A 23,545-nucleotide genomic window follows, 5' to 3' on the forward strand; every position below is an offset into this window, starting at 1 on the left:
AACAGGAAACGGGAATGACAACCGAGACGAAACAGAAACGACGGAATTCTGGTCCCTGTGGCCCACTCTACGACCTTCTCGTCAAGAAGCTGCCCGATTACCATATGACTTACGGTGGGCACACACGTCTTGACATATACAAGCTCTCTGAAGCCATTGGTGTGAGCCCGCAGCACATTTATCAGGTGCTTCCGAGCGGCGACAAACCATCGGCGGCAAAGAACCTCTCTGTCCGTCTGGCGCGCAAGCTCATCGAATGTTCTGAGGAACACAAGACAATCGAGCCCCTGACGCTGCTCGACCTGGAACCATTCCTTCCGTCCTGATTCGTCCGCAGTACTCCCTGATTTCTCTCTAACTGCGGACTGTCAGAAATGTTAAAACTGAAACTCGCTGGCCGTCCATCTGACGGATACACCTTCTGCCGTCTGCGCGAAGGATCGGGAGCCGTCAATGCTCCATGAGATTGAACCATTTGCGCGAGCAGGTTTTGCGATCCACTGGCTGCACCCGAAATCCAAGCGACCGATCGGTAACGATTGGGCTTCGAAGCCGGTAAAAACGCTGGATCAACTTCGCAGCAGCTACGAGGCAGGTGTTGCCGGTAAGAACGTTGGCGTCCGACTCGGCAAGTGGTCGAAAGTGGGTTCGGATTTCCTGCTCGTCATTGATGTCGACATTCGCAAACCGGAACTGGCGAAAGAAGCCTTCGCAGAACTGAAGCGTATGTTTCCGGAATACGCGACGTACCCTTCTGTGATCTCGGGATCGGGCGGCGCGAGCCGGCACTTTTACATTCTGACATCTCGTGAATTCCCATCAAAGCAGTTGGCTCACTCTGCGCACCAGTCCCTCGTTTGGGATGAGAAGCAGCAGAAGGACGTGAAGAAGTGGGATTGGGAGATCGAGCTTTTCGGCACCGGTAAACAGGTTGCCATGCCGCCATCGATCCACCCGATCACCGGGAAACCTTACGTTTGGGAACGACCGTTCGACCTGGACGACCTCGATCTTGGCTTGGGCCCGTTCGTTGATTCGGACCGCGTCGCTTCCCTTATCGACTACGACGAAGAACGCGAGAACGCACCGGTCAATCCGGATGCCATTGAACCGCTCGGCCTGACGGTCAACGAAGTGAGCGACATGCTCGCTAAAATCCCCAATGAAGATCTGGACTATGAGGAATGGCTGAACGTCATGGCCTCTGTTCAGCACGAGGCACAAGGCCACCCTCTTTCGATTCGCAAGCAGTTTTACGAGGTGTTCCGGTCGTGGTCGGCCAAATCCCCAAAGCACGATGATGAGACGACCCGATTCAAATACAAAAGTTTCAGAAACAACCCGAATCGCAAGCAGCGCACGATGCGATCGATCCAAGCCGAAGTCCGGCAGATCGAGCTCGACGAGGAAATGGAAGACCTTGGGGAGTTTGACGACCTTGGTCCGGAGGAAGCCGATGGAGACGATGATGGTGAATTCGATGACGTGCTCGGCACCGATCCCGACAAGCCGTCCAAACGAGAAATCAGATTGCGCAAGGCAGAGGTCGAGCACGCCTTCGGCATAGTCCCGAAGCGTATCCAGCGTCTGAATGCAAAGCACGCTGTCACGTTTTTGAGCGGCAAGTGCGTAATTATCACCGAAAATTCTGACGGGACAACATCTTACGGCACCCCCGGTGAACTTCATAACTGGTACGAAAACGACCGTGTGGCCAGTGAGAAGTCCACTCAACCGGTGTCGAAAGCCTGGATGCAGCACAAAGGACGGCGGCAGTATCCGAACGGTGTTGTTTTCTCCCCTGGAAAGGAACGTGACGGCTACTTCAACCACTGGAAGGGGTTCGATGTGGAGCCTGATCCCAAGGGTTCCTGTAAAATGTGGCTGGATCACCTACGCGAGATCATCTGTAACGGCAACGAAACACACTATCGCTATGCACTCGGCTGGTTCGCCCACATGATCCAGAAGCCGTGGGAGAAACCAGGGGTCGCCATGGTTCTGCGCGGGAGGAAGCGCATCGGCAAGGATACGATCGCCGACTATTTCGCCGGACTGATCAAGCGCTATCACGTCACGGTCGCCAATCAGGATCAAATGGTCGGCAAGTTCAATGCTCATCAGGAGCGGTGCCTGCTCCTCCATGTTCAGGAAGGTTTTTGGGCCGGCAACAAGCAGGCTGAAGGCTCCCTCAAATATCTGATCACCTCCACGTCCGTGCTGATCGAGCCTAAGAGCGTCAATGCCTTCACCGTCGACAGCTACTTGCGCCTTTTCATTTCCTCGAACGAAGATTGGGTGGTGCCGGCCACCGCGGACGAAGGGCGGTATTTTGTTCTGGATGTTTCCGACAAGCGGAAGGACGATCACAAGTATTTCGGCGCGATGAAGCGCGAGATGATGAACGGTGGTCTGGAAGCTCTGCTCCACTACCTGCAGAACTACGATCTCAGCAAGTTCGAAGTGCGCAAGGTGCCGGATACCAATGCGCTGGCCGATCAGAAAATCCAGGGTTTGAAGAACCTCGACAAGTGGTGGTTCTCGATGCTCGAATCGGGCGAGCCAGAGTTCGAGTTTCAGAACATCAAGGGTATCGTGGCCGACTGGAACACTGAAGCCATCGTCGTGGATCGAGACGACTTCCGCAATGTCTACTCTGCATGGATGCGCCACCAGCGCTATGACGGCAGCGAGCTTGTGAAATTCATGATCGGCAAGCGGCTGCGCGAGCTTTGCCCGCAGATCGAAGACAGGCGGCGCCGTGATGGTATCAAGCAGATTTGGACATATGTCATTCCAAGTTTGCCGCAGTGCCGATTGGAGTTCAGCAAGTTTATGAATTCCGAGATCAAGTGGGAGAGCACTGACGCTCCTGAAATCGTTCTTGAAGACGATTACGACGATCTATAAATCAACAAACGGTTGATTTTGTAAACTGCTTGGGGTAGGATCATCGCAGTCACAAAGGAGATTGCGATGTCAGCAGATTTCGTCACCGTTGCGCAGATCCGCGCCCAATTGGAGATCGCCCACGAACTGGCGAAATCCCATGTCGGCTTCGTCGTGATGCCGGTACTGAACAAAGACGCCTACCGCGTGCATCTGCTGAAGCAGCAGGTCGCTTTGGAGGAAGTCGCGCAGGCCGCCGAGCGGGCGCAGGAGGGAACCGTGTGATGGTCGGTTTTCATCTCACCCCAAAAGCGCAGCGCGAGATGGAGAGAAAATGGGAGATCGAGCAGCGCGCCATTGAACTTCTCACCATCATCGCAGCCGAATTCAGATCTGATCCGTCGTCTGTCGCATGTTTCGATCTTCGCATTGTCGAAGAAGCCATGGCGATCACTGACGAGTATCCGAAATACAAGGGGCTGTTCTGATGGCTACAATTCACCTCACCAATGGCACGACGCGCGATGTTCCGTTGCTCACCTCTGCCGCCATCGGCTATGTCGCGAATGCCATAACGATCGGCGCCAAGGATGTTTCGCAGCTTCGTGTGATGCTCAACCGAAATCCGGCCACGCTCGACACACTTCTCGCGCAGTTAGAAGCAAGGTTCCCTGAAAACCGTCTCCCTATCGGCGGTGTCGCACCGCAACCCGTCAACGTCATCCGCCTGAGCTCCTTCCAGACTGATGTCCTGCAACACCTGTTCGAGGACGAGAAACGCGAGCTCTATTCCTCGCTCAACAGTATCGCGATCAACCTGCAGTGCGAAAAGAACAGAGTGCGGCTCGCCTGTCGCGCCCTCAAACGGAAGGGTCTCGCCAAGCAGGTGCCGTTTCATGACGACGAGGGTTTCATCCGTGGCTCGGGTTATGGGATCACGCCGGCCGGCATTGCCTATGGTGAGGCTCGCGGCTGGAAAGGAGCGGACGAATGAAACTCACGTGGGAAAAATCCAACATGGGCATCTGGTACGCATTCGCCGGCAAGCTGATCATCGGTATCGTGGTCGATCGTCCTGATGGGACAGCGGCATATGACATCACCGGATTAATCATGAGTCGCGCAGGGAAATCCCGAGGTGATGTTAGTTCGATCTCATCAGGAAAGAGGGCTATCGAACGCGGGTGGCGCCAGTGGCTCAGGGCAGCGGGGTTGGTGTGATGCTCGGAAAAGCCATTCTCATAATCATGCTGTCCCACAACAGCGCGAGCCACACGAATTCAGGCGGTGCCCAATTCTCCGTCTCATACCTTCAGTTCGAAAGCGAGAAGGTCTGCCAGCTTGCCGGCCCTGTATTCGCAGCAAGCCAGAAACGCATGGCGGAAGCTGCACTCGTCGGTAGGTACGTGCGGGAAGTGACTGTAAAGTGGGAGTGCCTGTGATGTTCAAACTCACCTCTGAAGCCCAAGCCCGTGTGGACGCCTGCCGGAACTATCAGGAAGCCAAGCAGATGCACTTTGCAAATCTGTCAGACGAGAACTTGGTCGCCAGTGCCAAGCTGTATATGGCGCACATGAGCCCGATGAACTTCGCGCCGGGAGAACCGATTTACGACGCAACGATGTGGCATGTCATCCTTCCGGAGTTGATGCGCCGTGTGGGAGGTGTGTGATGAACAATACCCGATTCATCATCCGTTGGGATGTCGCAATCGACGGCTCTGACGCTTTCATCACCGAAGTCATCAACGGCCAGATCGGCGGCAGCGTTATGTTTGGACCGATGCCTCGTGATGCCACCGGCCCGTTCATGGATGAGCGTAAGGAGTTCTTCGAGGATTTGGTTAAGCGCGAGCGAGATCGCCTCATGTCGTTCAAACCGCAGAAGCTTGGAGGTGATTGATGCCCCTCACCAAGCAGCAGATCGCCATCAAGTGCTCCTACGAAGGCCGGCGCAAACCTAACTACCGTCCTCGCGATCGAATGGTGCTTGGCGGCAAGGTGAAGCTCACACCGCGGCGCCGAGAGATCCTGTTCCATATCGCCTTCACTGATGGCGTCTGGTGGCGGGAGGAACGCGATTGGAGCAATCGGTGGGAGAACCACCGCATCTTCGTCCCGTATCTCGGCGAGACCTGCATCACGTCGATCGTGCAATACCTGAAGCGGTGCCGGCTGATCGCCTGGTCGAAAGAAGGTGGTCACCCTTATCGGCTGCCGTCCGTTCCACCGATCTACCTCGTCACACCGCGAGGTATTGATGCGCTTCTCGAATGTGTAGAGGGTTTGTGATGAAATGCTCATACTGTGGCAAGCCAGGTCACCCGTACACGTGCTGCCCCGCTAACGGCACCGCCACTAATCTCCGCTGCACCTATTGCGGTGGTCGTGACCACAATTATGAAGCCTGCACCAAACATGCTGGTGGTGGCAAACTGCCTGGCGCGATTAGGATAGGGGGAAAGTGGTGAACTACCTGCTTGATGCCGGTTCCCTCTGTTCAAAATGGGGTTTCAGTGACGGCGACATGTTCGACGAAGATCCGTTCGATACCCTCTTGTTTCAGGGCGATGGCATTTGGATTAGTGGTCACCTTCCACTGATCGCATCCGTTCGAAAGTTCCTTGTTCCTAAGCTCGACAACCGTGTGGTGATCGAAGAAATCGACACGAACCACAATCCTATCAGGGCAACCGAGGAAACGATGCAATTCGTCGACCAGGGCATTGAGGTCGAAGTGACATTCGATCAGGTGTGGTCCGCTTTCGAAGAGGCGTATCCCGACGAAGCAGCGCGGGCCGGAAAGAGTGGAAAACCGACCGATGAGGATTTTTGCTGATGCCCCTGACAAAGCAACAAATACGCAAAACTGACATCACGGAGAAGGAATAACCGATGGATGAGGAACTGATCGAGAAGGTTGCTCGGGCGCTTGCGGAAAGCGATCCGCAGCAATGCGGACAAGTGGACGAGAGTGAGATGGGTGAATACTTTTGGGAGAAGTGGAGGGATTATTATCTCCCCATGGCTCGCGCTGCCGTCGCGACGGTGAAGGAATTCGAAAAGAACTAACTGACACGTCATCATAACGCTTTGACAATGGCCCGCCTTGCGCGGGCTTTTTCGTTTTCAGGTGCTATCGGAATTACCGACACCATCTCCCCGCGGTCGCATGACCTGCTTACTGCGCTCCCAATATTCCTCAACCTTCTGCGTGGCAATCCTGGCCGTGTCTACCCATCCTGTATTGGGCGTGGGCGGTGCGCCAGTGTATTTGCGGGAATACCAGCCGGCCCATTGCCATTTACCCTTGGTGGGGCCGTGTAGTTCTTTCCTGATGCGACCGATCGGTTCTCCGTCGTCATAGCCCATCCAGTCGAAATCGGTCGGCGGATCTTCGTTATCAATCTGCGTGCGTTTCCACCGGAATTTGGGTTCGTAACGGTGTGTCGTGCGATCTTTGTCATCCTGTATCGGCGTTTCCAGTAAAATTTCTCCTTATCTCAGTTGGGGTTCCTTATCTCACTCCTTGTCTCAGATAATATATTGGATTCATTGCAAAAAACCGGGGTGAGATAAGGAAGACAAGTGAGACAAGGAGTTTTTTGCTCAGAAAAACGAAGTGATTTTTTGCACACTTTAGGCCGGATGCTACCACGGTGGGAGGGGAAATTTCTTGTAGCCATACACGGAAAAGTCCTTATCTCATTTATCTCATTTATCTCACCTTAATATTATATAATAGAATCAATAGTTTAAGTGAGACAAGGATGAGATAAGGAAGGCCAAGTGAGATAAGGAGATTTCCAAAATCCGTTGTTTTTGCCGAAAAACCGCACTTTCGTAACGCTTTGAGCCCTTCAGGCCAATTTCAGGGCAAAAATTTTTCCGAAAACTGGCGAGAACCGGGGTCTCGGCGCCCTCCCCAAAGCGTTATTCCGATCGAGAGGGACCCGTAGCGCCTTGATAACGCTCATCTTTTCCTAACGTAACGGTATGACGACAAGCCCGCTCTAACGCACTGTGAAGCTAACGCAATGACAACCACATGCGTTACGTTCTGCCGGTATGACAAGAATTGGTGAAAACCGTAACATGTGACGGTCTCGGTATGACAAGAATGCTTTTCGGCACAGCGTTACCAAAGTCCACAAACGGTTGACCATCTAACAGTATGACGGTATGAAAACGATACGTGTAACGGATTGCCCATATGAACGCTGTAGGCACAAATCGAGCTATTGCCCTAAAGAAGGGTTTGCCCTTTTACCGTGGCAAGCAATGCCCTAAATGCCTGCAGCACAAGAAGCGGACACACGATAAGTGGTGCGCGCTCTGTTACGATATGGGTGACCTTGATTGGCAGTTGGCGCGCAATTGGGACCATGCGACACGCGCTCATATCAATGCCCTTGCACGCGCCCGTTATCGTGCAAGGAAGGCACATAACCCCGCATTGTCTCTGTATCTGAAAAGCCTGGAAACAGTCACTACAAAGGAAGGAAAGACCATGGCCACAACATGCCCTAACAAGGCCACTGCCAAGAAGGCGGGCCGCAAGACGTACAGCACGGGAATAGCATGTGAGGAATGCGCCACTGATAAGCGCTATGTGGTGAGCGGCAATTGCGTGGAATGCGCCCGAGTCTTTGCCAAAGCCTACCGGGCCACGCCTGCAGCACAAGCCGCAAACCGGGAACGGCAGGCACGTTTCAGGGCGCGCCAACTGGCAAAGAAAACCGGCCTTTTGGACGACATTTAACGTGCGCCAATAATCAACAAACAGTTGACTATTGTGTAACGCTGTGAGATAACAGACTCACTGAAACGGAGATGACGCAAATGGAAACTACACGAAAGAAAATTGGCCCGTTTTCCTTTACCTTTCGCGGAAATATCGCGTGGTGGAGTTACCGGCAAAAGCACTTCGGAACACTCATACGGGCAAGCGGGCGTGACACTATTTCCACTGTCGATAAGCTGAAAGCTTTCTTCGATCCAGCTTGCAAGCTGTACGGCGCGGATGGCCTTGAAACGTTCGTGCGCTGGAATATGAGCGAAATTCCAGGTGCTGTGCATTGGGCAGAGCACTACACGCGCTGTAGAAATATCTATGTTGCCAATTAATCAACCATTTGGGGATATATCCACCATGGCACCTATCCGCACCTTGGATCCCGCCATACGGGAACACATTACAGGCACGGCACGCGGGTTTGCCGCTCTTGGCTTGCTGGCGGGCGTCGGCATGGCGGCAATGCTGCCTGTCGTTCTGCCGCTCGAACGCGATCGCACATATGACCTTGTGCAAGTGTCGCCAGACGGCGAGTCCGATATCATCGATTATAATCTCAGCGTGACGGATTGCGGCTTCCTGAAAGACCGCCTGCAGCGCTCCGGTTATGACGTTCTGTGCGAACGCACGCGCTAACTCATTTACGCCAACAATCAACCATTTAGGGATTATCGACGTGACCAATACAACGTTTCCCCATTTCGATTCTTTCGTTTGTGACGGTGACACGGTCACGCTCGAAATTGAGGGTTTCACCCTTACCGCAACTATCTACCGTGACGACGATTGCAGCGCGCCCAATGAGCGGGATGACGGTTTCTGGCCGTCGCTCGACCCCGACAATGCCGGTTATATCGGGCCAAAGTCCAAATCCACGCTTGCCCGCCATATGGCCCGCGCACGGGAAGTGTTGCGGTCCTGGAAGGCCGATGAATGGTTTTATGTCGGCGTGGCCGTGACTGTCGAAAAAGAAGGCGTTCAACTTACTGGCGATTATGACCATGCCTTGTGGGGCATTGAATGCAATTATCCGTTTGGCCGCAATCCTAACCACTATCTTAGCGCCGTGGCGGACGACTATATCGGCGAAGCTCTGGATGATGCTAAGGCGAAAATCGCCAAGTTGGTCGCTTAAATAATCCACAAACAGTTGATTATGCCATAACGCTGTGATATCGATAATCCAGCTACTGAGGAGTCAAGGAAATGCAGACTGTAACGACATTCACCCCCGCGACCGACCGCCGCAATATCGAAAGCTATCGCCGTGAACGTTCGTTCTATAAGGCGATATCCCTCATTGACCTAGATAAGGGACAAGAGGTCGCTAGCGTGCGGTTCTATGGCCCTAACTCTACTGTCTATTGCGTCACGTGGCTTTTCGTCGATGGTTATCGCGCTCTCACAAGTGCACGCGGTTACGGCAAGGCCAGCGGCGGCGGATACCACAAGGAAAGCGCGGCCATGTCTGAGGCACTGCAGGCGGCTGGCGTTCGTTTGGCGGAACCGATTGAAGGCCGTGGCGACGGCGCTATGCGGGAAAGTCTGCAGGCACTGGCCGCACATTTGGGGATTGCCCGCCCATACATTAACCATGCGCACGCTTAACAAATCAACTATTTGGGGATTTATCACTATGACAACCGCTCTTGAAGCAATGCGCGCCGATAGCCCGGTTTCCGGTCACAGCGCGGAATGGCACTTTTTCCGCTCTTATGTCGGCGCGGCGCTATGGTCTAGCGTCACCGACGACGACTCGGAAGGTCCCGTTATCACAGATGAGCACGATATCAGCGATCTAGCGCCCGCCACGCTCGATTCCATGCTTGCCGATTGCGCCCGTTTCTATGACGCAAACAAAGCGCATATCCATTGCGACGGCGCGCCATTGTCCCGCGAATTTGAAGGCCCCATTGCAGCACGTGAAGCCGCCATGGCAGGCCACGATTTTTGGCTAACCCGTTGCGGACATGGTGCGGGCTTTTGGGATGGCGATTGGCCGGAACCTGCAGCAAGCGCGCTCGATACCGCAAGCAAGGAATTCGGCAACGTCGATTTGTACGTAGGCGATGATGGGCAGATTTACGCCTGAATAGTCAACCAAAAGGGGATTAATCAAAATGTTCAACAACTCCACCCGGGCGGATGTCGCCGCAACTGCAATTCAGCATCATTCACTTTCTACCGGCGCAATCTCAGAAACCCGCGAAACGCAAGCCCGCGACCTAGTCGGCAACATTTGGCACTTCTTACGCCTGGAATGCGGAATGACCGCTGAAGGCGCAACGGCTCAGATTGAAATGGCCTTGGACATGGCCCGTGAAGAATACCGGGAAGATTCCGATTGAGGGGTGACGTTTGGTTAGGCGCGTTCCACGGCGCGCCCTTCCTAACTTCACACGGGAGTCATGGGAATGAAAGAATATCTGTTTGACGTAAAGCTTTTTGCCGCAATCCGCGTGAAAGCTGAGAATGAAGCGCAAGCCCGCCAAATGCTCAATGCGGCTTTCGATTGCGCGGACTGCAATGCGGGCGCGTGGCCTAACGGCGATCCTATCACCTTTGAAGCAAGTCAAGATGAACCGGAAAACGACGAATTGGTGGAAGTCGACGGAGTCGCCGTATGACCCACGCCATGCTCAACACGAAAACCGGCTTTCCGCTGCGATACGCAAACCGGCACGGCCTCATTACCGGCCAGACTGGTACGGGCAAAACCGTCTCATTGCAACGCCTTTCTGAGCAATTCAGCAAGGCGGGCGTGCCAGTCTTTATCAGCGACGTGAAAGGCGACATTGCCGCTCTTTCGAGATCCTGCCCGACGCAATTTCTTGACGTTTTTGGGCAAACCGGAAAGCCGCTAACTGTCTCAATCTCGTCTATGGGCGCGGACCTAATGGCGCGTGCCCTGGAATTGACGGACACACAAGCGGGCGTGCTCGAAATAGCGTTTGCCTATGCCCGTGACAGCGGCGCACCGCTGGCCACGATTGCCGATTTGCGCAAGGTCCTTTCCGCCATGGACGAGGACTCGAGCTATGTTAGCAGGCATTACGGGCAGGTCACTAAAGCAAGTGTTGGCGTGATCATGCGCGCCCTGTTGCGCTTGGAAACACAAGGCGGCAACCACTTTTTCGGCAATCCGCAATTCGACGTGGCGGCATTGCTGGAAACAGAAACCCCTCATTTCTGGTACGATAAGGAAGGCGGACTCGTTTCCATCCTGCAGGCGGAACGCCTCATTAACTCGCCACGGGTTTATGCGGCCTTTCTGCTATGGCTTTTGACGGAGCTATGGGACCGCCTGCCTGAAATAGGCGATATCGACAAGCCGCGACTCGTCATGTTTTTCGATGAGGCGCATTTGCTTTTCAGTGAGATCAACCCCGCCCTGTTGCGGCGGATAGAACAAACGGTTCGCCTTATCCGCTCCAAAGGCGTTGGCGTCTATTTCGTCACGCAATCACCCGATGACGTGCCGCACGCGATCCGTGAACAATTGGCATTCCAGATAACCCATGAACGCGCCTATCGTATCGGACAGGCGTGCGTTACCGGCTTGAACGATCGCGGCGGTCCGGTAAACCATGGGCTAGTGCAAATCGACTTGCCGGAATGTCCGCTAGGCGCGTTGACAGACGACGAAAAGCCCGCGCCGGTTACGGTTGAACCAATGGCTGTAAAACCGCAATGGGCGCGCATGGGCAAGCCGGAAATCGCGCTATTGCTTGCGATCCTGGTAGCAGGCGGGTTTGTGTCATATGGCCTTGTGTGGGCATGGGCGGCCGGTACAATGGGCAAGCTTGCGGCAATCGGTTTCGCCGTGGCAATCGCTGGCGTTTTGAGGGGTTGATGGAAATGATAATCGACGGACAAGTGAAACACCCCGCCAAAGATGGAACGTACCACGACTCATGGTTTGCCGCATGGCGCCGCTCATTGGCTTATAGCACGTTCATGGCAACCTATGACGGCAGGCCGGAATCATGCGGTTATTCCTGGGACAAGAAAACCGGAAAGCCCATAGACCATCATAGGCAATTGAAACGGTAACCGATTCGCCTGCAGCACAATGGCCCGCCTTAGAGCGGGCTTTTTGTTGTCCAGCATTTGCCGCTGATTTCCATGCTGCAGGTCACCGCCCTAAAACCCTTGTTAAGCACGGCGTCTAGGCCGATTTCCATGCTGCAGGTCACCGCCTATTTTCGGCCATTCCGAAACCGGAATCCAAGTATCGCACGAATCCGGCATAGAAGCCCGCACAGCGCGATTCCCGTGTTTCGGCCATAACCGGAGTCAGAACCCGTTGAATCGTTTCCATGGCGTTGCCAGCGGCAGATATGAGGGGATTTTGACGCCAGAGAGCCAGCCGATTTGGCACAAAATCGCAGTTCCGGAGCGACCGATCACGTTCTCGATCGACGAGGCAGAGAGTCTGCGGCCAGCCGGCCAGCGCGATTTCCCGCTTGGACCCTAAATCTCCAAAATGATCCGCGACCCTAAAATTCCAGATTGATCCACCGCTCGAAAAACTCAAACGCCCCGTACCGGGAGAAATCGGCACGAGGCGTTCTGAGGGGTCATGGTAATTGCAGGCGGGAACCTACCTTCCGAGACACGAACACCATACCATAAACCGGATCGGCCGCAACAACTGTTTGTAGATTTTCGCATTGACTTTATCAACAAAATGTTGATTATCGGATTAACGAATGAACGCGAGCCCGAGGAGTCGGCGATGAGTGAGTTGGGAATTTACGAGGGATGTTACGCCTTGCTTCGGAACGGGGAGATTGTCGGTCCGATTAGTAAGGATCATGCCACGTCATCAGATTACATTTGGGATGGTCCTGAAGGCACATCTTGGACGGCTGCCGGCACGGTGTGGATCAGCAGTTTTTGTGATCGTGACATCGTGCGCGTAGGACCGAGAGAACTTCTCAAAGTCACTGAGATGGAAGCGTCCGAGCAACCGCACTGGGATATGTGCGCCACCATCCCTCCCCACGTCACCAAGGCAGCCATGGATGCGGGCATCAAGGCTGACCCTGCCTACGAGCAGTTCGTGAATGCGATCCTGACGGCAGGCTTCAAGGCGCAGTATGGGATTGGGTTCGTGCCGGTGACTGAGCAGGCGCCAATATCGGTGACCGATGAATTGCTCGAACAAATGGCCAGTGTTTTCGGCGACAAGGGTTTTTACGAATTGGGTGATACTGCGCAGCAGAAACTTCGCGGAGCGGCCGAGTGCGCAGTTGCATTCTTTGGGGGAAACCAGGTCGTCCCCAAAAACGAATCTGAAAATAGGATTCCGGATTCCGAAAAAACCAAAGGGGGTCTGAGCGCCATTCCATCCCTTCGCGAGATCCATGACGAAGTTCTCGCCGAGGTCAGAGACTGGCACGCGAAGTATGGCCGCGACTCGATGCCGTCGACCTTCAGCATCGCAAAAGCGTTTCACCGGATGCTCACGCCAGTCGCCGATGGGGAGCCGAGCAATCCGTTCGACGCACTCGAAACCATGGATTACAAATCAACAAACGAGTGACATCCATGTCGAGAATGTGCCCACACTGCCAGAGACCGATCAATTCGAACCTTCCGATGGAGGTGATCAACGAGCTTGACCAACTTGAACTGCAGCGGAAGCAGCGGGCCGTTCTCGATGCGCTGGTCTCGTCTTACCCTCGTTTCGTCACCGCGGCCGATCTCGAACAGTGGATGTGGGAGGATGTCGGTGAGCCGGTACCGCAGGGCGAAACCGCAATCTCATCCCACGTCTCAAAGCTGAGAAAAACCCTTCAGAAGCTGGGCTTCGGGATCGAGACAAAACGGTTCGTCGGATTACGGCTGACCATTAAATCAACCAAAAGGTGATTTTCATGATCCCCAACGACCAGGTGGTAGCCAAAGAACTCGACGAAGTGCCGGCCGGTTACCGCGGGCTAGGCAGGTGCCTCAACTCCACACATCGAGCCTACCTGTTCGAATACTACGGCCATGAGGTGTGGATCCCCAAGCGGTGGCTCGTGAAGGCCGAAGGCGGCTTTTGGGCGCCGGCTTGGTCGATCGAGAGCAGCAAGAACTATCAATCAGGATTTATGGTGGACTATGATGCACAAAGACGAAATCGAGAAAAGCGTTGATGAGATGTTGGCCGGCTGGTTCAACGGCGAGCGGCATGATGTGGATCGCAACGACATCATCGAACTGGTGATGAAGCACAGCGCGGTTGACGCCGAGCCAGTCGCAACTGTCGCTGTCATGGGTGCCAGTGGCGTGCGTGTCTTGGTTCCTCACCCTCCTGGTTCGGTAGATCATCTGCCCATTGGGGCAAAACTCTACTCCGCCCCTCCCGCGCCATCCGTGGCCGTGAAGGCTTTGGAGTGGAAGGCTCATAACGAAGGTTTTGGTCACGGTCGGATGCATTACGGGACCGGCGCGTTCGGACACTGGTACGGCGTAAGTAGAGTAAAAACTGGTTGTTGGGGATGCGTCCATCATATTGATGGAAAGGCTGTTCACCTACCGATGGCAAAAAGCCTTGAGGCTGCCAAAGCCGCCGCCCAAGCCGACTACGAGGCCCGCATTCGCTCCGCCCTCTCCGCGCAGGTGCAGGACGTGGCGGAACCGGATTTCTTCTACAGGATCGAATATGACTATCGCTCATATGTCGAGAAAAAGACAATGTGGGGGCTATACCGCGAGCTTGGCGTAGTCGCCTTGGAAGAAGCCCAAGAAGCATTACGGACGGCCCAGCAGAATAACGCCGGCAATTTCAGGATATCGCGAAAGCCCGCGGTCAAATGGGAGCCTCTCCCCGCAGCACCCGCAAAGCAGGACAAACCGGATTGAGCGAGAAAGCACGCCAGATCCGCAGAATGAATGCGATCTACCGCAAGGGGCTTCACGAAGGTTACCGGCTCGGGCTGGAAGCCGCAGAACGTGAAGCCCAACTCTGTCATATGGCGTGGGATGGTACGGCCAAGGTGGCAGCAAGCGCACTGGCAAACCAGATCAGCAAACTGGAAGTGTCAGAAGACGAGATTCAGCACATGGTCGTGAGCCGGCACGACAACTGAGTCAGTCCCGAGCCAGCTTGCCGAAGATCCAGTTGTTGTTTCCCTTGTTGCCGCACTTCATGCATCGAAGCTTCGGCCGCAAGTGGGTGAGATAGATGCCCGATCCGAAACGCCGCGTCAGGTCTTTCCGGTCCACCCACCCTTCCCTCTCGCACCGGGAGCACCTGCCGCCGAACACGTACCACTCGGGGTAGGAATCGAGCGTTGGATAGAGGTCGCGGCTGACCGTCCCTTCGTAAATCACGCGAAAGGAATCCGGAACAAGGTTGATGCCGCGGCGGTGTTTCATGTTCCTATTTTGTTCGCAGAACCGGTTGAGAGTCAACATGGCCCGAACCACCTTGACAATATCCACAAATAGTTGATTATCGATAGCTAAGACGAGGAACAAAGATGAGCACGCAGAACCGCATGAAATGGGATGACAGGAGTATTGCCACGGCCAGCAGCTTGTGGGCCAGCGGCAAGTCCGTCACCGAACTGGCGCGGCACTTCGATGTCAGCCGAAGCACCATTTCCGGAATGATCCTGCGTAACCGCGACAAGTTCGAGAACCGGTCGAGGGCTCCTGTTCAACGGATCAAATGGAGCGACGAGCAGACCAAGCGAGCTTCGGCGCTTTGGAAGGAAGGTCGATCCGTGCGCGAGATCGCCGAAATTCTCGGTGTTCCACATACGACCGCCAATTCGGTGATTTACCGGAACCAGAAGGACATGTTCCCGGTCAGGGCGGTTACCCGCAAGCCGCCAAAACCGGTTGGTGCGCCAGAGGCAAACGTGTCCTTCGTGAGTGCCCAAGCATCCGAGCGATACGACTTCACGCAATACCAGATTGAGGGCACCGAGCCGGTAGCATACTGGAAACTTTCGGGCAGCCAGTGTCACTTCCCGCTAGAACGCTTTGAGGCTGTGAGCGGTCCCGAGACGCCGTGTTGCGGCCAACGCAGTATTGAAGGTCGGTCCTACTGCAACACGCACTGGAAGCTGATGCATGAGGTGCGTGCGCGATGACCGATAAACCGAGTTATTGGGGTGATGCGGTAAGCGAACTCGTCTACTGCGTTCGCAAGTACGGAGAATACACGTTCGATCCATCGCACCGATCCCGCTTGATCATAGAAGCGAAAACTCTTTCTGAGCTTCAGGTCATCGCTGCGATCTTCGCACTGGCCGAGCCTGACCAAATCATTGACAAAACAATGTTGGCGATCGTCGGCGGCAACATGCTCCAACCTATACCTGACATTGACGGGATGCGGAAATGGCCGTGGGAGCAGGATGACGAGGTCGATATATGAGCCTGCTTATCACCGATGGTCGAGCTCGGCTCCCGCTTGAAATGCAAGCCTATTACGTCTGGTGCGGCGCCAGTTCCGGCCGGCAGTTCGCGAGGTCGGATGATCCTGACACCAGGCTACGTGCTTACGTTCGTTTAGATCCCCTTTCCCGCGTCAACAACGAGAAGTTCCCTGCCCTCACCCGCATTGCGCAAGACGCTGCTCGGGACATTCGGCTGCAACTGGCTGCGTGGGAAGCATTGGAGAACCTGAGATGATCGCCTGGATCGTCAAACTGCTCACCGGTTCCGTCCTCGACCGCCTGACCGGCCTCTACGAAAAGAAACTGCAGGCGGACGGCGCCGCGCAGAAACTGGCCGCCGAGTTTGCCGTCAAGCAGATCGAAGCGGATCTCGAAGTGCGGCAGAACGCCAAGGAAATCCGACTGGCGACCGCAGGGTTTTGGGAAATGCGCACCATCACGTTCCTGATCGCCCTCCCCTTCGTCATCCACCTGTGGGCGGTTGGGCTCGATACCGTATTTCGTTTTGGGTGGGGCGTGCCGAAGTTCCCGAGTCCGATGGACGAATGGGAGGGGGCGATTTTACTAAGCTTCTTCGGCGTGCAAGTTGCCGGGAAGGCGATGGACACGCTCGCTTTCATTTTCCGAGGCAAGAAATAATCGGCCGACCCGCTTGACCGGTTCTCAATAATCAACTATTTGTTGATTTATTAACCCTGTACCAAGAGGAACACCCAATGACCATTTTCGATAAGCTCGCAGGCGGTGATTTCGTCAGCACCTTCCGTTTCGGCGCACCGCTCGGCGATCTTGCAGCGATCGATCGTCGCCTGACCACCATCGCACAGATCACGCGTGGCAAAGGTTTCCGCCTCTATCCCGGCAAGCCGGTTCGTACTGTTGGCGGCAAGACGCGGGCCGAGCGCAAGACAGAACGGGTTGAACGCGCAAACGCTGCGACCGCCACCTACCACGCCAATCTGAAGGCTGTTCGCGATCTCGGTTTGATCGGCATCGCCTGTGTCTCGCCTGACCGCGTTGCGAAGCTGCTGTCGGAACATGCCGGGGTTCCTGCGAAGGTCAAAAAGCCCCGCGCCAAGAAGGTTTCCGCCTAACCTCCAAGTCAACCTTTTGTGGATATTAACATGGCACTCAGGCTTATCGGCGCTTGTGTCGTCGTCACTCTAATCGCAATCGGTGCAACCTGGTTGCTCAACAACGTCCGCATCAAGCGGAATGACCGCCGCCCAAGGAGGGGCAAAACCGAATGAACCCTGCGTCTATTGTCAAAACCGTTTTCTTTGGCCTGATTGCCATTGTCGCCGCATCCGTCCTTGGCGGTTCGTTCTACACTGTCGACGAAGGTGAGCGCGCCGTCGCGGTCAGTCAGGGCAAGGTTTCAGGTGTATCGGCACCCGGATTCCACTGGAAGGCTCCGTTCATCACCGATGCGCATATTATCAGTGTTCGCACTCAGGCCATCGAGTTTAAGGATGAGCCCGTTTACACCGCCGACCGGCAGACGGCGACCGTAACGTTTTCTGTCAACTATGCAGCCACGCCAACAGACGCCGAAATCACCACGCTATATCGTGAATTTCAGACTCTCGACGGCATCGAGACACGTGCTTTGAAACGCCAGGTGCGCGAGCAGATCAAGAACGTCTTTGGCACATTCACCGCCGACACCGCTATCCGCGAACGCGGCCGGCTGAATACGGAAGTCAGCGCGACCATCGCCACGCTCGGCGAACCATTGATCAAGATCGAAGGCGTTAACATCGAAAATATCGACTTCTCGGATGCGGTCGAACAGGCTGCCGAGGATCGTGCCAAAGCCGAGATGTTGGTTCAGACCGAGAAACAGAAGTTGGCACGCGAAAAGGTTATCGCCGAGATCGCGGTGACACAAGCACAGGCTCAGGCTGACAGTCAGGTCGCCACGGCCAAAGCAAATGCTGAAGCTGTTCGACTGAACGGTGAAGCCGAGGCTGCTGCAATCAAGGCAAAGTCTGATGCCTTGGCATCAAGCCCCAACCTGGTGGAACTGACCAAAGCCGAAAAGTGGAACGGCGCACTGCCGACCACGATGGTTCCGGACGCCACCCTCCCGTTCATGCGCATGAACTAACTGACGGCTTCGGTCACCGGCAGGTCAGAGATGCCGGATTCCCAACCCGCCACCAAGGAACCCTGACCATGGATGAGCAACGCATTCAGATGATTATCGATAATAGTTTCAAGAACTTCCACGCGAAGGGATTGGACTACATCTGCCTGAAACGAACGCCTGAGCACACACGGAAGGCATACTTTCTGAACGGTGATGTGACCAAGCTGCCGGATGTAGTCAACCCGCATGACCACCGCTACCATTTCGATACAACGGTAGTCACCGGAACAATGTCCAACTCCCACTACGTTGAGAGTGACAATGGGGTTCTCTATCAACAGTTCGAATGGCGCACGCCTCTGAACGGTGGTGACGGCTTCACGTGGGTCAAGGAAACACGGCTCGAAGAAACCACTCGTGTAACTCACATGCCAGGTCAAAAATACCGCATGTGGGCTGACGAATTTCACACCATCCGGATGCACTCCGATCAAGTGATCATCGTCCTCGATCAGTATGTAGACGTGGTGCCGGTTGACCAGCCGACGCTCACTTTCATGCAATCGGACCAGGCGCCAAACCTTGATGGCCTCTATGAGCGCTTCACTGCTGACGATGTCCTCGACCGGCTAGCCGTCCTTCGCAACTTTGGCATCGAGTAAAAATCAACCATTTGTAGAGAAAGCCCTAAAATGATCTCCAACATCCGAGAAATGCAGAAGCGCATCCATGCCCTGAACCACCGTTGGTGGCACGACGAGGCCGGCAACCGCCTCGATCGCAATAAGGGCGAACTCATCTGCCTTTTCCATTCCGAGGTGTCTGAAGCCACCGAAGGCGCACTGGCCAACGCAATGGATGACAAGCTTCCACATCGGCAGATGCATGAGGTCGAGATGGCCGACACTGCCATCCGTATTCTCGATTATGCTGAAGGGTTCGGTTACGACCTTGAGCCCGCCGTCATCACCGTCATGGAAGGCGTTCGAAACCTGTTCGAAGACGATGGTCCTCGCGTCATTCAACTCGCCCAACATGCGGTCATCCATCTACATCTCAGCAAAGCCATGGAATGCGAACGCAAAGGACGGACCGCCGAGGTTGCGGGCTGGCTGAACGGCGCGCTTCATCTGATTGGACTGTACTCCTTCGCCCATTGTCTCGATTTGGCCGGCGCGATCGAGGAAAAGCTTGCTTACAACGCCAAACGTCAGGACCACACCTACGAGGCCCGTGCGCAGGCTAACGGCAAGAAGTGGTGATCGACGATGACTGATTACCCTGACCGCTGGTCCGAAGTTGAAGTAATCTTCAACGACGGCACTGTCCAAACCTACACCATCAAGGTGGGCGCGAGCTTTGGTCGGCATATGGCGCAGCAAGCCGGTGCTTGTGGTGTCCTATCCATGCTGTGCGGACCCAAGACCCATCATATCCCGCTCACCAGCATCCGTGAATGGAATCTGACGGAACTGTCGGGGGAGCCGGAATGAACATCGCCCTCGATTACGACGCCACCTACACCGCCGACCCGCAATTGTGGAATCTGTTCATCTCCGTCTGCGAGAACTCGGGCCACGACATCCGCATCGTGACCGCTCGCGATGACCGTCATGACCGAACCCCCGCCCTTATCCAACTGGAAAAGCGGCTGCCGGTCATTTACTGCCGCGGCGTTGCCAAGCAGTGGTATCTCACTCACCACGGCGAAGGGTTCGTCCCGCATATCTGGATCGACGACAAGCCGGAATCGATCCTCGCCAACTCCACGTTCGCACCAGACAAGCTTGCGGAATGGCGTTCCAACCGCACAGGCGAAGACGGCTGCGCGTAAACTCCACTTTTTGTTGAGGATCAACCCTGATGACCACAATCACTGCACAGACAATTCTCCGAAGCCGCAACGCCAGTGCGCCAGACAAGGTGCTCTCGACACTCCTATTGCGCTATCCTCGGTTCATCCATGCCGAGTTCATGACGCATCGCTGTATGAGCCGGAACGCGGCCAGTAGCCGTGCGATCCCGGTCAAGAAGATGATCGACGACATCTTGGCCGACACCGCCATGCCGATCCATTGGGGTGCCGCGCAGAAAGGCATGCAGGCTGATCGGGAGTGTGATGCTCCGATTATTATTCCAAGCAAATTCGGATTGTCAGAGAAGGGTTTTCATTACACTCGCGAAGAAGCATGGATGACAGCCCGCAACCGTGTCATTGACATGGCTAGAGGATTTGAAGAAGCCGGCTACCACAAGCAGGTCATCAACCGGCTGCTGGAACCATTCATGCACATCACTGTGCTCGTGTCGTCGACGGAATGGGACAACTTCCTCGAATTGCGCGACCACAAGGACGCCGAGCCGCATATCCAGATGCTCGCTCGCGAGATCCGGAAGTGCCTCGAAGACGAGTCGACGGTGCAGACGCTCGAACCCGGCCAATGGCACCTGCCGTTTGTGAGCAGATACGAATCCGGCGAGATGATCGAACAGATCATTCAGGAGGGTGCGGCAGGAGCAGACCTTCGAAAACTCTCCGTCGCCCGTTGCGCCAGCACGAGCTACAAGACGACGGACGGCTTCGACATGACGCTCGAACGCGCCGAGGCGATCTACGACAAGCTGCATTCGAAGCCGTTTCACGCCAGTCCATTTGAGCACGTGGCACAGGCCGATGAAGTCGTGAAGCTCGGCACCATGGGCAAGGGGTGGTACAATCCCCGCGAACACGGCAACTTCGTTGGTTTCCGCCAATTGCGCCGGCAGATCGAATTGGCAGCATGACCTACGACCGCCAGCCCACCTCGACCAACGCGCAGCCGGATGAACCCTGGACGGCAGACCGGCTGCTCGACCTGATCGAGTCCTTGCCAGCGGCACCGCCAGACCCACTCAACGGCGCCACCACGCTCTACGTGCATCCCTCTCGCGTCAGTGACGCAGACCGGATCAACCAGGCTGCCGGTGGCCGCCTCCACATTCAAATCAGCAAACTCGCATCAGCCAAGGTCATCGCCGGTTTCAAGGGCAACGACTGCGTGATGATCATCGGAACGGAGAAGAAAGATGTCTAACCCTTATGAACGCCAGGAGGCTGGCACCCACTATGTCAACATGGGTATGCAGCCTTTCCATTTTGCCATGGTCAACGGATGGGATGCTGGCGCGTTCTCGATCCTGAAATACCTGTCGCGCCACCGGTCCAAGAATGGTCTCGAAGACCTGAAAAAGGCTCGCCACTTTGTGGAATTGCGACAGGAGGAAATCACCAACGCGATCAGCCCACGACGGGACAGCAAGCGTATCTTCATCGGCGAGTATTGTGCAGCAAACCATATCTCAGGTGTCGATGCCACTGCTCTCGTTTATCTCGAAGAATGGGTGGAATACGATGGGATCGGCGAGTGCCGGGACGCCCTTCTCGAAAAGATCGAACTTCTCATATCGGAATATCAGCCGACCCTATTGCCTTAACCTAAAAATCAACATACAGTTGATTAACACCACAAAAAGGAGTCGGGCGATGGAACAGCCCACCTACCAGCGCATCGTCACTGAGAGTGAGCTTGATGCGATCTGCCAGCAGTTCGTGGAGCGTGAGTTTCCGAAAGCCGTGAAGTCGGTCAACCGGTTCAGCGGCAAGGCGAACCCGCCTGCTGCCAAGTCCGCGGAGGGCCACCCCTATGCCCGATAGCACCGTTTTCGAGCGCATCAAGAACACGCTGGTCAACTGTCAGCAGTTCCCGGCCGACCTGATCACCGCAGACGCGACGATCGACACTCTCGGCGGCGACAGCTTGGACGACATCGAGCTGATGATCCGGCTCGAAGAAGAATTCAACATCGAGATCCACGACGGCACGTTCGACGTGAACACGCCGATCTCGCAGATCGCAACAGCAATCGAAGGGATTATTGCCAATGGCTAAGATCGGCCACAACAGCGGCGAGGAAGACGACATCATGGGCTCCACGGAGACCGTGGCTGCGAAAGAACTCCGCCAGTTTATCGAACGGGTGGAGCGTCTGGAAGAAGAAAAGGCCGCCATCCAGGGCGACATCAAGGACGTACTCGGCGAGGCCAAGGGCCGCGGCTACGACACCAAGGCTATCCGCAAGATCATCGCGATGCGCAAGAAAGATGCGAACGAGCGGATCGAGGAAGAAACCATTCTGCAGACCTATATGGCTGCGCTCGGGATGGAGTGATCATGACCATCCGTCTCTCCCAACCGCAGGCCGTCCTGCTTACTGAACTCCGCTCGGCCGGCAGCAAGGGTGTGTTCAAATCCACCGCCTACTCGCCGGCAGATCACCTCGTTGCCATGGGCTATGCCAAGTGGTTGCGAAGGTTCGACAACGGGCGTTCCGGCTGTCTCGTGATCACGCCGAAAGGTGTTGCGTTCAAAGAAGGGCGCCTGTGATGGCACAGCCGTTCTGGAAACGGGCACTGTTGGTCATCGTCGACATCGGCTCGCTGGTGGCGCTGCTTTTGCTGATATCGGCCATGATTGCCGTGGTTCTCACCATCTCGTTACCCACGCACGAAGATTACCTGTCCGTGTTGCGGCGGGTCACACTTCTTAATGCGGCGTTTGTGGCGGCGAAGCTCCTGATAAGCTGGGTGCAGAAATGACCAACTCGTTCGTCGCCTATCTTCAGTCGAAGGGCTTCAGCCACGTGTCGTTTGACATGTCGAAAACTGTGACCATCACCGCTTGGCGGCGAACCGAGCGCAAGACGTACAGCGTGTATCAGGCAGCCAGCCTGGAAGACGCGGAAGCAAAGCTACTGGCGATGATCAACGCGCCGGCAGCGGAACCCAAAAAACCTGAACCTGATTTTGCGGATGTCCTCGGATGAGCGCTGACTTTCAAAAGTCCATCACGTTCTCGATCATGAGCGCCAAGGTGGAAGCACTGGAAAACGCCATCCGCGTAATTCGCAATGCGCGGCAGGGGTTCCTCGAAGGGACGCTCGGCGGCGAAGACATTGATGAGTGCATCGACAGCGCAATCGAGTTGCTGCCGGAAAGTCCAAAACCAGACCGCCGCAAGCAGCCCAAGCCCAAGGAGTCGTTCGATGACGTTCTCGGCTGAGGAACTGGTCGCCTTGCTCGATGAGGCCATGACAAGCGGCGACTGGCACTCGGTGCGCATCTTCAATGGCGCCGCTGTCAGCAGTCCCGGCATCCTGGTGAGCATGGGACGCGACCACAGTTCTTTCACTGTCGACCAGCTTTCTGCGGAAGCGCGGCCATCTGAGAAGCTTCTGTGGTTGCTGAGGGACAATCTGCGCCGTGGGACTGCCGCCGCACCTGAGACAACACCGAGCGATCGCATGAGTGATCTGCTCGACGACATTTAGG

At 55.4% G+C, this 23,545-nt stretch carries 48 protein-coding genes; 47 read left to right on the forward strand and 1 reads right to left on the reverse strand.

Features of this window, described 5'->3' with window-relative positions; all coding sequences use genetic code 11:
* Window positions 1-14: 14 nt before the first annotated feature.
* From ACQZ6D_RS05440 to ACQZ6D_RS05565, 26 genes are all read left to right on the forward strand, one after another.
* A complete protein-coding gene (locus tag ACQZ6D_RS05440) occupies window positions 15-326 on the forward strand; it encodes a hypothetical protein (protein WP_448729649.1) in 312 nt (103 codons plus the stop codon).
* Between the two features lie 127 nt (window positions 327-453).
* Window positions 454-2,910 carry a DUF5906 domain-containing protein gene (locus ACQZ6D_RS05445; protein WP_448729650.1) on the forward strand — a complete coding sequence of 819 codons (2,457 nt, stop codon included), beginning with the start codon at window positions 454-456 and terminating at the stop codon, window positions 2,908-2,910.
* 66 nt (window positions 2,911-2,976) lie between these two features.
* Window positions 2,977-3,174, forward strand: coding sequence for a DUF1382 family protein (locus ACQZ6D_RS05450; protein WP_174002044.1), 198 nt, complete (start codon window positions 2,977-2,979; stop codon window positions 3,172-3,174).
* Complete coding sequence (locus ACQZ6D_RS05455; RefSeq protein ID WP_448729651.1) at window positions 3,171-3,377, forward strand: hypothetical protein; 207 nt, start codon at window positions 3,171-3,173, stop codon at window positions 3,375-3,377. Before ACQZ6D_RS05450 ends, ACQZ6D_RS05455 begins: the two co-directional genes overlap by 4 nt.
* Window positions 3,377-3,883: a hypothetical protein gene (locus tag ACQZ6D_RS05460; protein WP_448729652.1), complete on the forward strand. Its 507-nt coding sequence runs from the start codon at window positions 3,377-3,379 to the stop codon at window positions 3,881-3,883. Before ACQZ6D_RS05455 ends, ACQZ6D_RS05460 begins: the two co-directional genes overlap by 1 nt.
* Complete coding sequence (locus ACQZ6D_RS05465) at window positions 3,880-4,110, forward strand: hypothetical protein (RefSeq protein WP_448729653.1); 231 nt, start codon at window positions 3,880-3,882, stop codon at window positions 4,108-4,110. Before ACQZ6D_RS05460 ends, ACQZ6D_RS05465 begins: the two co-directional genes overlap by 4 nt.
* Window positions 4,083-4,331, forward strand: a complete 249-nt coding sequence (locus tag ACQZ6D_RS05470) for a hypothetical protein (RefSeq protein WP_448729654.1) — start codon at window positions 4,083-4,085, stop codon at window positions 4,329-4,331. Before ACQZ6D_RS05465 ends, ACQZ6D_RS05470 begins: the two co-directional genes overlap by 28 nt.
* Entirely contained in the window at window positions 4,331-4,561 is a 231-nt protein-coding gene (locus ACQZ6D_RS05475; protein ID WP_448729655.1) for a hypothetical protein, read from the forward strand. Before ACQZ6D_RS05470 ends, ACQZ6D_RS05475 begins: the two co-directional genes overlap by 1 nt.
* Window positions 4,561-4,791: a hypothetical protein gene (locus tag ACQZ6D_RS05480; RefSeq protein WP_448729656.1), complete on the forward strand. Its 231-nt coding sequence runs from the start codon at window positions 4,561-4,563 to the stop codon at window positions 4,789-4,791. Before ACQZ6D_RS05475 ends, ACQZ6D_RS05480 begins: the two co-directional genes overlap by 1 nt.
* Window positions 4,791-5,180 carry a hypothetical protein gene (locus tag ACQZ6D_RS05485; RefSeq protein ID WP_448729657.1) on the forward strand — a complete coding sequence of 130 codons (390 nt, stop codon included), beginning with the start codon at window positions 4,791-4,793 and terminating at the stop codon, window positions 5,178-5,180. Before ACQZ6D_RS05480 ends, ACQZ6D_RS05485 begins: the two co-directional genes overlap by 1 nt.
* Before the next feature lie 175 nt (window positions 5,181-5,355).
* Entirely contained in the window at window positions 5,356-5,727 is a 372-nt protein-coding gene (locus ACQZ6D_RS05490) for a hypothetical protein (RefSeq protein ID WP_448729658.1), read from the forward strand.
* Between the two features lie 56 nt (window positions 5,728-5,783).
* A complete protein-coding gene (locus tag ACQZ6D_RS05495) occupies window positions 5,784-5,960 on the forward strand; it encodes a hypothetical protein (RefSeq protein WP_448729659.1) in 177 nt (58 codons plus the stop codon).
* A gap of 1,141 nt (window positions 5,961-7,101) precedes the next feature.
* On the forward strand, window positions 7,102-7,650 hold the full coding sequence (locus ACQZ6D_RS05500) for a hypothetical protein (protein ID WP_448729660.1): 549 nt from the start codon (window positions 7,102-7,104) through the stop codon (window positions 7,648-7,650).
* A gap of 80 nt (window positions 7,651-7,730) precedes the next feature.
* Window positions 7,731-8,015, forward strand: a complete 285-nt coding sequence (locus tag ACQZ6D_RS05505) for a hypothetical protein (RefSeq protein WP_448729661.1) — start codon at window positions 7,731-7,733, stop codon at window positions 8,013-8,015.
* Between the two features lie 25 nt (window positions 8,016-8,040).
* Window positions 8,041-8,319: a hypothetical protein gene (locus ACQZ6D_RS05510; RefSeq protein WP_448729662.1), complete on the forward strand. Its 279-nt coding sequence runs from the start codon at window positions 8,041-8,043 to the stop codon at window positions 8,317-8,319.
* A gap of 40 nt (window positions 8,320-8,359) precedes the next feature.
* Window positions 8,360-8,818, forward strand: a complete 459-nt coding sequence (locus tag ACQZ6D_RS05515; protein ID WP_448729663.1) for a hypothetical protein — start codon at window positions 8,360-8,362, stop codon at window positions 8,816-8,818.
* Window positions 8,819-8,889: 71 nt separating this feature from the next.
* Window positions 8,890-9,291 (forward strand): hypothetical protein, encoded by a 402-nt coding sequence (locus tag ACQZ6D_RS05520; protein WP_448729664.1) that lies wholly within the window; start codon window positions 8,890-8,892, stop codon window positions 9,289-9,291.
* Window positions 9,278-9,775 (forward strand): hypothetical protein, encoded by a 498-nt coding sequence (locus tag ACQZ6D_RS05525; RefSeq protein ID WP_448729665.1) that lies wholly within the window; start codon window positions 9,278-9,280, stop codon window positions 9,773-9,775. Before ACQZ6D_RS05520 ends, ACQZ6D_RS05525 begins: the two co-directional genes overlap by 14 nt.
* 28 nt (window positions 9,776-9,803) lie before the next feature.
* Window positions 9,804-10,031 (forward strand): hypothetical protein, encoded by a 228-nt coding sequence (locus ACQZ6D_RS05530; RefSeq protein ID WP_448729666.1) that lies wholly within the window; start codon window positions 9,804-9,806, stop codon window positions 10,029-10,031.
* Between the two features lie 66 nt (window positions 10,032-10,097).
* Complete coding sequence (locus ACQZ6D_RS05535) at window positions 10,098-10,310, forward strand: hypothetical protein (protein WP_448729667.1); 213 nt, start codon at window positions 10,098-10,100, stop codon at window positions 10,308-10,310.
* Window positions 10,307-11,536: a helicase HerA-like domain-containing protein gene (locus tag ACQZ6D_RS05540; protein WP_448729668.1), complete on the forward strand. Its 1,230-nt coding sequence runs from the start codon at window positions 10,307-10,309 to the stop codon at window positions 11,534-11,536. Before ACQZ6D_RS05535 ends, ACQZ6D_RS05540 begins: the two co-directional genes overlap by 4 nt.
* Before the next feature lie 729 nt (window positions 11,537-12,265).
* Window positions 12,266-13,231 (forward strand): hypothetical protein, encoded by a 966-nt coding sequence (locus tag ACQZ6D_RS05545; protein WP_448729669.1) that lies wholly within the window; start codon window positions 12,266-12,268, stop codon window positions 13,229-13,231.
* A 56-nt stretch (window positions 13,232-13,287) separates the two neighbouring features.
* Entirely contained in the window at window positions 13,288-13,560 is a 273-nt protein-coding gene (locus ACQZ6D_RS05550; RefSeq protein WP_448729670.1) for a helix-turn-helix domain-containing protein, read from the forward strand.
* Between the two features lie 5 nt (window positions 13,561-13,565).
* A complete protein-coding gene (locus ACQZ6D_RS05555) occupies window positions 13,566-13,829 on the forward strand; it encodes a hypothetical protein (protein WP_448729671.1) in 264 nt (87 codons plus the stop codon).
* The gene (locus tag ACQZ6D_RS05560; protein ID WP_448729672.1) at window positions 13,798-14,538 is read left to right on the forward strand and encodes a hypothetical protein; all 741 of its coding nucleotides are present in this window, start codon (window positions 13,798-13,800) and stop codon (window positions 14,536-14,538) included. The genes ACQZ6D_RS05555 and ACQZ6D_RS05560 overlap by 32 nt, the downstream gene beginning before the upstream one ends.
* Window positions 14,535-14,765, forward strand: coding sequence for a hypothetical protein (locus ACQZ6D_RS05565; protein ID WP_448729673.1), 231 nt, complete (start codon window positions 14,535-14,537; stop codon window positions 14,763-14,765). Before ACQZ6D_RS05560 ends, ACQZ6D_RS05565 begins: the two co-directional genes overlap by 4 nt.
* Before the next feature lies 1 nt (window position 14,766).
* On the opposite strand, the gene ACQZ6D_RS05570 is transcribed toward ACQZ6D_RS05565, so the two are convergent.
* Entirely contained in the window at window positions 14,767-15,093 is a 327-nt protein-coding gene (locus tag ACQZ6D_RS05570; protein ID WP_448729674.1) for a hypothetical protein, read from the reverse strand.
* Window positions 15,094-15,158: 65 nt separating this feature from the next.
* Here ACQZ6D_RS05570 and ACQZ6D_RS05575 point away from each other — a divergent pair, with 65 nt between their 5' ends.
* The 21 genes from ACQZ6D_RS05575 to ACQZ6D_RS05675 all read left to right on the forward strand — a co-directional run bounded on the left by ACQZ6D_RS05575 (window position 15,159) and on the right by ACQZ6D_RS05675 (window position 23,544).
* Window positions 15,159-15,776 carry a GcrA family cell cycle regulator gene (locus ACQZ6D_RS05575; RefSeq protein WP_448729675.1) on the forward strand — a complete coding sequence of 206 codons (618 nt, stop codon included), beginning with the start codon at window positions 15,159-15,161 and terminating at the stop codon, window positions 15,774-15,776.
* The gene (locus ACQZ6D_RS05580; protein WP_448729676.1) at window positions 15,773-16,063 is read left to right on the forward strand and encodes a hypothetical protein; all 291 of its coding nucleotides are present in this window, start codon (window positions 15,773-15,775) and stop codon (window positions 16,061-16,063) included. The genes ACQZ6D_RS05575 and ACQZ6D_RS05580 overlap by 4 nt, the downstream gene beginning before the upstream one ends.
* Window positions 16,060-16,320 (forward strand): hypothetical protein, encoded by a 261-nt coding sequence (locus ACQZ6D_RS05585; protein ID WP_448729677.1) that lies wholly within the window; start codon window positions 16,060-16,062, stop codon window positions 16,318-16,320. The genes ACQZ6D_RS05580 and ACQZ6D_RS05585 overlap by 4 nt, the downstream gene beginning before the upstream one ends.
* Window positions 16,317-16,724 (forward strand): hypothetical protein, encoded by a 408-nt coding sequence (locus tag ACQZ6D_RS05590; protein WP_448729678.1) that lies wholly within the window; start codon window positions 16,317-16,319, stop codon window positions 16,722-16,724. Before ACQZ6D_RS05585 ends, ACQZ6D_RS05590 begins: the two co-directional genes overlap by 4 nt.
* 77 nt (window positions 16,725-16,801) lie before the next feature.
* A complete protein-coding gene (locus ACQZ6D_RS05595; protein WP_448729679.1) occupies window positions 16,802-17,179 on the forward strand; it encodes a hypothetical protein in 378 nt (125 codons plus the stop codon).
* Window positions 17,180-17,331: 152 nt separating this feature from the next.
* Window positions 17,332-18,195 carry a prohibitin family protein gene (locus ACQZ6D_RS05600; RefSeq protein ID WP_448729680.1) on the forward strand — a complete coding sequence of 288 codons (864 nt, stop codon included), beginning with the start codon at window positions 17,332-17,334 and terminating at the stop codon, window positions 18,193-18,195.
* 68 nt (window positions 18,196-18,263) lie between these two features.
* Window positions 18,264-18,839: a hypothetical protein gene (locus tag ACQZ6D_RS05605; protein WP_448729681.1), complete on the forward strand. Its 576-nt coding sequence runs from the start codon at window positions 18,264-18,266 to the stop codon at window positions 18,837-18,839.
* A 30-nt stretch (window positions 18,840-18,869) separates the two neighbouring features.
* Window positions 18,870-19,439, forward strand: a complete 570-nt coding sequence (locus tag ACQZ6D_RS05610) for a hypothetical protein (RefSeq protein ID WP_448729682.1) — start codon at window positions 18,870-18,872, stop codon at window positions 19,437-19,439.
* A 6-nt stretch (window positions 19,440-19,445) separates the two neighbouring features.
* Complete coding sequence (locus ACQZ6D_RS05615) at window positions 19,446-19,670, forward strand: nucleoside hydrolase (RefSeq protein WP_448729683.1); 225 nt, start codon at window positions 19,446-19,448, stop codon at window positions 19,668-19,670.
* Window positions 19,667-20,011, forward strand: coding sequence for a hypothetical protein (locus ACQZ6D_RS05620; protein WP_448729684.1), 345 nt, complete (start codon window positions 19,667-19,669; stop codon window positions 20,009-20,011). Before ACQZ6D_RS05615 ends, ACQZ6D_RS05620 begins: the two co-directional genes overlap by 4 nt.
* Window positions 20,012-20,040: 29 nt before the next feature.
* Entirely contained in the window at window positions 20,041-20,961 is a 921-nt protein-coding gene (locus ACQZ6D_RS05625) for an FAD-dependent thymidylate synthase (protein WP_448729685.1), read from the forward strand.
* The gene (locus tag ACQZ6D_RS05630; protein WP_448729686.1) at window positions 20,958-21,251 is read left to right on the forward strand and encodes a hypothetical protein; all 294 of its coding nucleotides are present in this window, start codon (window positions 20,958-20,960) and stop codon (window positions 21,249-21,251) included. The genes ACQZ6D_RS05625 and ACQZ6D_RS05630 overlap by 4 nt, the downstream gene beginning before the upstream one ends.
* Window positions 21,244-21,651, forward strand: coding sequence for a DUF3310 domain-containing protein (locus ACQZ6D_RS05635; RefSeq protein ID WP_448729687.1), 408 nt, complete (start codon window positions 21,244-21,246; stop codon window positions 21,649-21,651). Before ACQZ6D_RS05630 ends, ACQZ6D_RS05635 begins: the two co-directional genes overlap by 8 nt.
* Before the next feature lie 49 nt (window positions 21,652-21,700).
* On the forward strand, window positions 21,701-21,871 hold the full coding sequence (locus tag ACQZ6D_RS05640) for a hypothetical protein (RefSeq protein ID WP_448729688.1): 171 nt from the start codon (window positions 21,701-21,703) through the stop codon (window positions 21,869-21,871).
* Complete coding sequence (locus ACQZ6D_RS05645; protein WP_448729689.1) at window positions 21,861-22,106, forward strand: acyl carrier protein; 246 nt, start codon at window positions 21,861-21,863, stop codon at window positions 22,104-22,106. Before ACQZ6D_RS05640 ends, ACQZ6D_RS05645 begins: the two co-directional genes overlap by 11 nt.
* Window positions 22,099-22,386, forward strand: a complete 288-nt coding sequence (locus tag ACQZ6D_RS05650) for a DUF2312 domain-containing protein (protein WP_448729690.1) — start codon at window positions 22,099-22,101, stop codon at window positions 22,384-22,386. The genes ACQZ6D_RS05645 and ACQZ6D_RS05650 overlap by 8 nt, the downstream gene beginning before the upstream one ends.
* 2 nt (window positions 22,387-22,388) lie before the next feature.
* A complete protein-coding gene (locus ACQZ6D_RS05655) occupies window positions 22,389-22,601 on the forward strand; it encodes a hypothetical protein (protein ID WP_448729691.1) in 213 nt (70 codons plus the stop codon).
* Window positions 22,601-22,813 carry a hypothetical protein gene (locus tag ACQZ6D_RS05660; protein WP_448729692.1) on the forward strand — a complete coding sequence of 71 codons (213 nt, stop codon included), beginning with the start codon at window positions 22,601-22,603 and terminating at the stop codon, window positions 22,811-22,813. The genes ACQZ6D_RS05655 and ACQZ6D_RS05660 overlap by 1 nt, the downstream gene beginning before the upstream one ends.
* Window positions 22,810-23,040, forward strand: coding sequence for a hypothetical protein (locus tag ACQZ6D_RS05665; protein ID WP_448729693.1), 231 nt, complete (start codon window positions 22,810-22,812; stop codon window positions 23,038-23,040). The genes ACQZ6D_RS05660 and ACQZ6D_RS05665 overlap by 4 nt, the downstream gene beginning before the upstream one ends.
* On the forward strand, window positions 23,037-23,276 hold the full coding sequence (locus ACQZ6D_RS05670) for a hypothetical protein (RefSeq protein ID WP_448729694.1): 240 nt from the start codon (window positions 23,037-23,039) through the stop codon (window positions 23,274-23,276). The genes ACQZ6D_RS05665 and ACQZ6D_RS05670 overlap by 4 nt, the downstream gene beginning before the upstream one ends.
* Entirely contained in the window at window positions 23,260-23,544 is a 285-nt protein-coding gene (locus tag ACQZ6D_RS05675) for a hypothetical protein (protein ID WP_448729695.1), read from the forward strand. Before ACQZ6D_RS05670 ends, ACQZ6D_RS05675 begins: the two co-directional genes overlap by 17 nt.
* Window position 23,545: the final 1 nt, after the last annotated feature.

The organism is Agrobacterium sp. 22-3639C2 (assembly GCF_053522105.1).